The sequence below is a fragment of the Dyella japonica DSM 16301 genome, from assembly GCF_001010355.1.
Taxonomy (GTDB): domain Bacteria; phylum Pseudomonadota; class Gammaproteobacteria; order Xanthomonadales; family Rhodanobacteraceae; genus Dyella; species Dyella japonica.
The window spans coordinates 41,152-50,359 of the sequence record NZ_JPLA01000010.1; the positions used below are offsets into that span (position 1 = coordinate 41,152).

Here is a 9,208-nt window from a genome sequence, read left to right on the forward strand (position 1 = left end):
TCTGTTTAGCGGATGACTTCAGTTTTGCGAAAGCATGCAGTTCACAAAAGCCTCTTTTGCGCTGCCCATTTCCGTTTTCGCTCATTCGAACGTCCTGTCGTAAGTGAAAGGACAGCACTGTCATCGATCGGTGATTTCGGACATCGATCATTCGTGGTTCGACGACAAGAAAGCGCAAGCAGGGACGACATGAATCGGCGGGACTTCATCAAGATGGCTGGCAGCGCCGCGGCTGCCGCTGGTTTCGTCGCCATGCCGACCAGCATAAGAAGGGCACTCGCCATCCCTGCGCAGGTCGACAGCGGCGGTATTCAAGATGTCCAGCATGTCGTCATTCTCATGCAGGAAAACCGGTCATTCGATCACTACTTTGGAACGCTGCGCGGCGTGCGGGGTTTCAAGGACAGATTTCCGATACCCGCAGCGAGTGGCAAGCCGGTTTGGTCTCAATGGAACGGCGAAAAAGAGGTCCCACCGTTTCATCTGGATGGCGACACCATGAACGCTGCGCTCGTGGCCTCGTTGCCGCACACGTTCTGCGATGCACAAGCCGCATGGGGACAAGGCCAGCTGAGCTCCTGGCCGCAGTTCAAGACGGACGCATCGATGGGCTACTACACCCGCAAGGAAGCGCCCTTCCAGTATGCGCTGGCGGACGCGTTCACCATTTGCGACGCCTACCATTGCTCGCTGCACAGTTCGACCGGGCCCAACCGTATCGTGTTCTGGTCCGGCACCCACGCCGATCCGTCGTTGCGCGATCGCGGCATCAATTGCGATGAACGATCTGCGGAAGTCGCCAATCTGCGCACGGTGATATCGGGGCAAATGCCAGAGCCCGGATACCAATACACGGGTGAGCCATTCCATTGGCCCACGATCCCCGAACTGCTCGAATCGGAAGGCATCAGCTGGAAGATCTACCAGGATCCCAATGAAAACTGGAGCGGCTTGATGCACGGCGCACTCGCCTCCAGCCGATTCCGCGATGCGCGTCCAGGCTCGCCGCTGTATGAAAAGGGTATGCGCCATCATTCGCTGGGAGATCTTGAGTCCGACGTGCTCGCTGGCCGTCTACCGTCGGTCAGCTGGATACTTCCTCCGCCGCTGAAGTCGGAACATCCTGGCGCACCGTCGAGCGCTGCCCAGGGAGGCAACTATGTGGAACAGATCCTGCAGGCGCTGACGGCGAATCCGGCCGTCTGGAGCAGGACGGTTTTTTTGGTGACCTTCGACGAGAACGACGGCTTTTTTGACCACGTTCCGCCGCCGGCAGTGCCATCGATCTACCGTGATGGCAGCCTGGCGGGAAAATCCACCCTCGACGTCAACGGCATGTACTTCGTGGCCGATCCATCGAAGCATCTTCATCCGTCCGATCGGGTCAGCAGCGATCTGCGCCCTTGGGGGATGGGGCCGCGGGTGCCCATGTACGTGATTTCGCCGTGGAGTCGCGGCGGCTGGGTCAATTCACAGGTGTTCGATCACACCTCGGTAGGGATGTTCCTTGAGCGGCGCTTTGGCATCACGATCGATGCCATCAGCGCGTGGCATCGCGCCGTCAGCGGCGATCTCACCTCAGCCTTCGACTTTGCCAATCCGAATCGGTCGCCGCAGATATCGCTACCCGACACGAGTGACTATGCGCTGATCGAGCGGCGTGCCACCGCCATGCCACCGGCCAAGGCCCCGGATGTACCACAACCGCTTTTCCAGGAACCGGGGATACGCTATTCCCGCGCACTGCCTTACGCCCTCGATGTGCGAATGACGGGCAAGCGTGATCGGGTGATGCTGACGTTCTGCAATGATGGCGCACAGGGCGCGGTCTTCCATGTGTACGATCGCGACCGACTCCAACAGCTGCCAAGGCGCTACACCGTACAATCCGGTCGCCAGCTCGACGATGACTACTGGGAGAACACGGCGACCGATGGTCACTTCCACTTGGAGGTGTTCGGGCCCAATGGCTTCTATCGCATGTTCAAGGGGCGCACCGCTGATCACGTCGAGACGGGTCTTGCGCTCGAGCTGACCCACAATGTGCGCGAAGGATGGGCTGGCGTGAAGGTTGCCAATCTTGGAGGCAGCCCGGTAACGATCGTGTTCCAGCCCAATGCTTATCTTCAACGCGACGCCTGGACGCTGGTGGTGGCTGCGCAGGAGACCGCGCAGCCGACTTGGCCGGCGCAGGAGCACGGATTCTGGTACGACATCACCGTGAAAACAGCAGCCATGGAGCAACGCATGGCCGGACGCATAGAGACTGGCGCGCCGAGCTTCAGCGACCCCGCAGCGGCCTGAACTCACACGGCAGTACCGGCGCGAACCGTACACGGTTCGCTGATCGCTCGCAGATGCCTACCAGTCGATGCGTTGCCTGTCGCGGAAGAAACCACCGTTGACGGCCGGTCGCGACGGCAGCATGGCGGCCCAGACAATGCCGGCGGCACCATCGGCGACGGGACGTCCACCGTGGCCACCCATGTCGGTGGCGACCCAGCCGGGGCATACCGCGTTGACCAGGATGCCGCTGCCGGCGAGTTCTGCCGCGAGCATGCGCGTGTGGCTGTTGAGCGCGGCCTTGGATACGCGATAGGCGGGACAGCTCGCGCCGTCGCTGTCGATGGCGCCGCAGCCGCTGGAGACATTGACGATGCGACCGTAACCATGCCGCTGCATCAACGGCAGCATCGCCTCGGTCAATTGCCAGGCACCGATCAGATTGGTTTCCAGCGCCTGCCGTACCAGGCTCAGATCGACCGACGATGCCTGGTTGTCGACATCGAAATACGCGCCGGCGTTGTTGATCAGGATATCCAGCCGGCCGTATTCGCCCTCGATGCGCGCGGCCAGTTCGCGCACACACTCGATGGAGGTGACATCCAGCGGCACGGATACCACCGTGCCGCCTTCGCGCCGCAATTGCCGCGCCGCCTTTTCACCGGCCAGTGGGCGGCGTGCACCCAACAGCACCGTGACGCCTTCGGCGGCGAGCTGACGCGAGACTTCAAAGCCTAGCCCGCGATTGGCGCCGCTGATCAGCGCCACGCGCTGTGACGGCTCCGGGTCGGCCGCCGCCGCGCGACGTCGTGAAGGCCTCCCCGGAAACGCCACCGCGTTCATGGCGTCGCGGCCAGCTGGTCGCAGCGCTCGGTGGCGCAAGCCTGCCAGCCACCGCCCAAGGTCTTGTAGACCGACACGGCACGCAGGTTGATCGCGGCCTGCGCATCGGCCAGCGAGTCCTCCGCTTCCAGCTGCGTGCGCTCGGCATCGAGCAACAGCAGGAAGTCGGCGGCACCTTCGTTGTAGCGGATGCGGGCAAGATCGGCGGCATGGCGGCTGTTGGTCACCTGATCCTGCAGCTTGAGCACGCGATCGCGCTGCAGGTTGTAGCCGACGATGGCGTTGTCCACGTCTTCCACCGCCTGCAGCACGGTGCGCTGATAGCTCGCCAGGGCGGCGTCGGAACGTGCCTCGCTGGCCTTCACGTTGGAACGCACGCGCTGCACATTGAGACCCGACCAGCTGATGCTGGGCGCGATCGACCACGCGCGCGACTGCGCTCCGCCGAAGTCATTGCTGCGACCGGCGAGGAAGCCGAGGAAACCACCCAGCTGGATATGCGGGTAGTAATCGGCCTTGGCCACGCCGATGCGCGCATTGGCGGCGGCCAGTTCGCGTTCGGCGATGCGGATATCCGGGCGGCGTTGCAGCACGTCGCCCGCGTTGCCGATATCCAGCGCCACATCGATCGGTTTGAAGCCCTTCGGCGAGACATCGATATCCAGCTCACCCGGACGTTCGCCCAGCAGTACGGCCAGACGCGAGGTGTCGTTCTGCGCCAGCGTTTGCAGCGTGGGCAGCTGTGCTTCGACGAAGTTCAGGCGGGCAGTGGCGCTCGCCACGTCCTGTTCCGAGCCGGTGCCGATATCGGAGCGGGCGTGGATCAGGCGCAGCGATTCGCGTTGGTTCTCGATGTCACGATTGGCCACGTCGATGCGCAGCTGCACGCCACGCAGATCGAAGTAGTAACGCGCGACTTCCGCAAACAACGTCACCTGCGCATCCTGCAGCGAGGCTTCGCTGGCGCCGGCATCGGCACGCGCGGCTTCCACCGAGCGACGCACGCCGCCGAACAGATCGATCTCCCAGCTGGCATCAAAACCGGCCTGGTAGCTGGTGATGGTGGTGCGCTGCTCGGTGAAGCCGGGCTGCTGTTCGCGGGCACGCGAATAGTTGGCGACGGTTTCCACATCGGGAATCTGCTGCGACTTCGCCACGCCGAGCAGGGCGCGCGATTCACGCAGGCGTGCATACGCGATCTTCAGGTCGGGGCTGTTCGCCGCCGCGCGCTGGATCAGTGCATCCAGGGTGGGGTCGTTGAACTGCTTCCACCACTGGGCCTGGAATGTCTGGGTGGATTCCTGCGCGTTGATGCCTTGCAGGGCCACCGGCTTTTCCTGCGGTGCGTGATAGTCGGGGCCAACGCTCACGCAGCCGGACAGCATGATGGCGGCGGCGATGGCGGTGACTTTCTTTGCGGTGCCGCGGCGGGAGGCGGGTTCGCAGGCGCAGTCATCGGCGAGCGCGAAGTCCATATGGCCTGCGCCCGAACCAAGGGTGTCGCTAGAGCGGCCCCTCACCCCGGCCCTCTCCCCGGAGGGGAGAGGGAGAAGTGATGCAATGAGGTTCTTGAAAGTCGACATATCAATGCTCCTCGATAAGGTTGCTGCCCTGCGCAAGGCGTGCAGCCTTGCGGGCGCGGCGGCGTTCGCTCATGCGTTCGCCCCAGCCGCGTACCAGCACATAGAACAGCGGCGTAAAGATCAGGCCGAAGAAGGTGACGCCCAGCATGCCGGCGAATACCGCCACACCCATCGCGTGACGCATCTCCGCACCGGCGCCGTGCGAGGTCACCAGCGGCACCACGCCCATGATGAAAGCGAACGAGGTCATCAGGATCGGGCGCAGTCGCAGGCGAGCGGCTTCCAACACTGCCTGCGTGCGGTCCATGCCTTCGATGATCTGTGCTTCGCGGGCAAACTCGACGATCAAGATCGCGTTCTTGCACGCCAGGCCCACCAGCACGATCAAACCGATCTGGGTGAAGATGTTGTTGTCGCCACCCGTCATCCACACGCCGGAGATGGCAGACAGCAGCACCATCGGCACGATCAGGATCACCGCCAGCGGCAGCAGCAAGCTTTCATACAGCGAGGCCAGCACCAGGAACACCAGCAGCACGCACAAGGGGAACACCAGTACCGCGGTATTGCCGGCGAGGATCTGCTGATAGGTCAGCTCGGTCCACTCGAACGTCATGCCGTTGGGCAGGTTGTCCTTGGCGAGCTTTTCGATCGCCGCCTGGGCCTGACCGCTGCTGAAGCCCGGCGCCGGACCACCGTTGATTTCGGCGGTCGGATAACCGTTGTAGTGCTGCACGCGATCCGGGCCGACCGTCTGGTTCACCGTGAGGAACGAACCCAGCGGGATCATCTCGCCGGTCGAGCTGCGCGTCTTCAGGCCCAGGATGTCCTGCGGCTCATGACGGAAGCCCGGCTCGGCGGAAACGTTCACCTGATAGGTGCGGCCGAAGCGGTTGAAGTCGTTGACATAGAGCGAGCCCAGGTACGCCTGCATGGTCTGGTAGACATCGGCCAGATCCACGCCTTCGGCCTTGGCCTTTTCGCGGTCCACGTTCGCATCGATCTGCGGCACGCTCACCTGGTAGCTGGAGAACAGGCCAGCCAGCGTCGGCACTTTGGTGCTTGCCTGGATCAGGTTCTGCGTCTGCTTGTACAACTCCTCAAAGCCCGCATCGGAACGATCTTCCACCTGCAGGCGGAAACCACCGATCGTGCCCAGGCCGTTGACCGGCGGCGGCGGGAAGATCGCGATGTAAGCGTCCTGGATGCCGGCGTACTTCTGCTGCAGGGCTGCGGTGATCGCACCGGCCGACAACGACGCATCACGACGTTCCTCGAACGGCTTGAGCGTCACGAACACGATGCCGGAGTTGGTGCTGTTGGTGAAGCCGTTGATCGACAGACCTGGGAACGCCACCGCGCTTTCCACGCCCGGCTGCTTGAGCGCGATATCGCTCATGCGGCGGATCACGTCTTCCGAGCGGTCGAGCGATGCGGCATCCGGCAACTGCGCGAACGACACCAGGTACTGCTTGTCCTGCGGCGGCACGAAGCCGGTCGGTACGTGGGCGAAGCCGAACAGACCCAGCAACACCAGGCCGCCATAGATGACCAGCGCGATCGAGCCCGAACGCAGGATGCGCTTCACGCCACCGACGTAACGGTTCGCACTGCTGATGAACAGACGGTTGAACGGACGGAACAGCCAGCCGAAGCCGCGGTCGATCCAGCGGCTCAGCTTGTCCTTCGGCGCATCGCGATCCTTCAGCAGCAGCGCAGCAAGCGCCGGGCTCAAGGTGAGCGAGTTGAAGGCGGAGATGACGGTCGAGATCGCGATGGTCAGCGCGAACTGGCGATAGAACTGACCGGTCAGGCCGCTGATGAAGGCCGCCGGCACGAACACCGCGCACAGCACCAGCGCCGTGGCCACGATGGGCCCGGTCACTTCGTTCATGGCCTTGCGCGTTGCTTCCTTCGGCGACAAGCCGTGCTCGATATGTCGCTCGACGTTCTCCACCACCACGATGGCGTCATCCACCACGATGCCGATCGCGAGCACCAGGCCGAACAACGACAGTGCGTTGAGCGAGAAGCCCGCCATCAGCATCACCGCGAACGTACCGATCAGCGACACCGGCACGGCGACCAGCGGGATGATCGAGGCACGCCACGTCTGCAGGAACAGGATCACCACCAGCACCACCAGCGCGATGGCTTCGAACAGCGTATGCACCACCGCTTCGATCGAGCCGCGCACGAACACGGTGGGATCGTAGACGATCTGGTAATCCACGCCCTGCGGGAAATCCTTCTTCAGGTCCGCCATCAGGCCGCGGACTTCATCGGAAATCTGGATGGCGTTGGAACCCGGACGCTGGAAGATCGGCAGCGCCACCGCCGGCTGGTTGTTGAGCAGGCTGCGCAGCGCGTAGTTGTTCGAACCCAGTTCCACGCGGGCCACATCGCGCAGATGCGTGAAGGAGCCATCGGCATCCTTGCGCACGATGATGTTGAGGAAGTCTTCCTCGGTGATCAGTCGGCCCTGCGTATTGATGTTGAGCTGGAAGGCCGAGTTGGTCGGGCCCGGCGGTGCATTCAGTGCACCGGCAGCGACGGTGATGTTCTGTTCCTGGATCGCATGCACCACGTCGCCCGTGGTGAGCTGGCGCGAGGCCAGTCGCTGCGGATCGAGCCACACGCGCATGGAGTATTCGCCGGCACCGAAGATCTGCACGTCGCCGACGCCATCGAGGCGGGCGAGCTGATCCTTGATGTGCAGGCGCGCATAGTTGGACAGATACAGCATGTCGTAGCGCTGATCCGGCGAGATCAGATGCACCACCATGGTGAGGTCGGGCGAGCTCTTCTGCGTGGTCACGCCAAGACGCTGCACTTCCTCAGGCAGGCGCGGCTGCGCCTGCGCGACGCGGTTCTGCACCTGCACCTGGGCGTTGTCCAGATCCGTGCCCAGTGCAAAGGTGACGGTCAGCGTCATCGCGCCGTCGCTGGTGGACTGCGAGCTGGTGTACAGCATGCCTTCCACGCCGTTGATCTGTTCTTCCAGCGGCGTGGCGACGGTTTCGGCGATCACCTTGGGGTTGGCGCCGGGATAGGAAGCACGCACCACCACGGTGGGCGGTACGACTTCGGGGTATTCACTGATCGGCAGCTTGAACAGCGAAATGCTGCCCGCGATGAGGATCAGCACGGAGAGGACGCCGGCCAGAATCGGCCTGTCCACGAAGAATTGTGCGATTTTCATTGCATTCGTCCTGGTTGCTCGCTGGCACCAATGCCCGCGCGAGGCGGGGACTTCCGGCGCTTTGCTTGCGTGATGCGAGACAAAGCGTCCCTGGCCCTCGGCTCAAAAGAGCGAGGGCGTTCATGAGTTACTCGTTGCCTTTCCTACTCGTCATCCCTGCGAAGGCAGGGATCCAGTGCCTTTTGTGCGGTCAGAGCAGAGTCACTGGATTCCTGCGTGACCAGCCTTCGGCTGTTGAAAAGCGCCTCGCAGGAATGACGAGCTAAAGCATTACGGCGACTGCGCGGCCTTGTTTCCGCTCGCACCACCCGCCATCGCAACCTGCTTGCTCGGATCCAGACTGCGCGTCTCCATCGCCACCTTGGTCGGATTCACTTCCACACCCGGGCGCACATGCTGGATGCCGGCCACGATCACTGTGTCCTTGGCGTCCAGACCTTCGGTAACCACGCGCAGGCCGTCCAGTAGCGGGCCGGTGACGACGCGGCGGTATTCGACTTTGCGGTCCTTGTCGACCACGTACACGTACTTGTTGCCAAGGTCGGCGCCGACCGCGCGGTCGTCCACGAGGGCACGCGGCTGGCGGCTGTCGCTGCGTAGCTGGATGCGGACGTAGAGGCCGGGCGTGTAGCTGGCGTCGGCGTTGTCGAACACGGCGCGCAGGCGGATCGTGCCGCTGCCGGCGCGTAGCTGGTTGTCGACGAAGTCGACGCGGCCGGTGTGGGGAAACCCTTTTTCATCAGCGAGTGCCATCGAGATCTGCGGCGAGGCGCCATGCTCGCGGCGCTGGCGGTCGAATTTCAGATAGCTGTGCTCGTCGACGTCAAAGTACGCATAGATCGGATTGACGCTTACCACGCTGGTCAGCACGTCGTTGCTGGTCACCAGGTTGCCCGGCGTCACCAAGGCATTGCTCACGCGACCATCGATCGGCGCGCGTACTTCGGTGAAGCCGAGGTTGAGCTTGGCGGCGTCGAGTGCGGCGTTGGTCGAAGCGACCTGGGCCTTGGCGCTCTGCGCGGCGGTCTGCTGGCGGTCGGACTCTTCCTTGGAGATCGCATGCTGGTCGAGCAGGCGCAGGGCACGCTCGCCATTGGACTGGGCCAGCACCTGCTCGGCCTTGGCCTGACCGAGGTTGGCGCTCAGGCGATCGACTTCAGCCTGGTACGGGCGCGGGTCGATGCGGAAAAGAAGATCGCCTTTTCGCACGATCGCCCCTTCCTTGAAGTGCACCGAGTCCACATATCCGCTGACGCGGGGCCGCAGCTGGATGGTGTCGACCGCCTGCAGGCGGCCG

The 9,208-nt window shown here is 63.3% G+C and carries 5 protein-coding genes; 1 reads left to right on the forward strand and 4 read right to left on the reverse strand.

The features are described from left to right. Positions 1-189: 189 nt before the first annotated feature. Positions 190-2,304: a phosphocholine-specific phospholipase C gene (locus Y882_RS04330; protein ID WP_046970661.1), complete on the forward strand. Its 2,115-nt coding sequence runs from the start codon at positions 190-192 to the stop codon at positions 2,302-2,304. A gap of 57 nt (positions 2,305-2,361) precedes the next feature. Here Y882_RS04330 and Y882_RS04335 read toward each other — a convergent pair whose 3' ends face one another. The 4 genes from Y882_RS04335 to Y882_RS04350 form a co-directional block, all read right to left on the reverse strand. Next, positions 2,362-3,051, reverse strand: a complete 690-nt coding sequence (locus tag Y882_RS04335; RefSeq protein ID WP_244466217.1) for an SDR family NAD(P)-dependent oxidoreductase — start codon at positions 3,049-3,051, stop codon at positions 2,362-2,364. 71 nt (positions 3,052-3,122) lie between these two features. Continuing rightward, complete coding sequence (locus Y882_RS04340) at positions 3,123-4,511, reverse strand: efflux transporter outer membrane subunit (RefSeq protein WP_046970670.1); 1,389 nt, start codon at positions 4,509-4,511, stop codon at positions 3,123-3,125. Between the two features lie 199 nt (positions 4,512-4,710). After that, complete coding sequence (locus Y882_RS04345) at positions 4,711-7,911, reverse strand: multidrug efflux RND transporter permease subunit (protein WP_046970663.1); 3,201 nt, start codon at positions 7,909-7,911, stop codon at positions 4,711-4,713. Between the two features lie 270 nt (positions 7,912-8,181). Further along, the coding region (locus Y882_RS04350) for an efflux RND transporter periplasmic adaptor subunit (RefSeq protein ID WP_046970664.1) at positions 8,182-9,208 on the reverse strand (1,027 nt) is incomplete at its 5' end.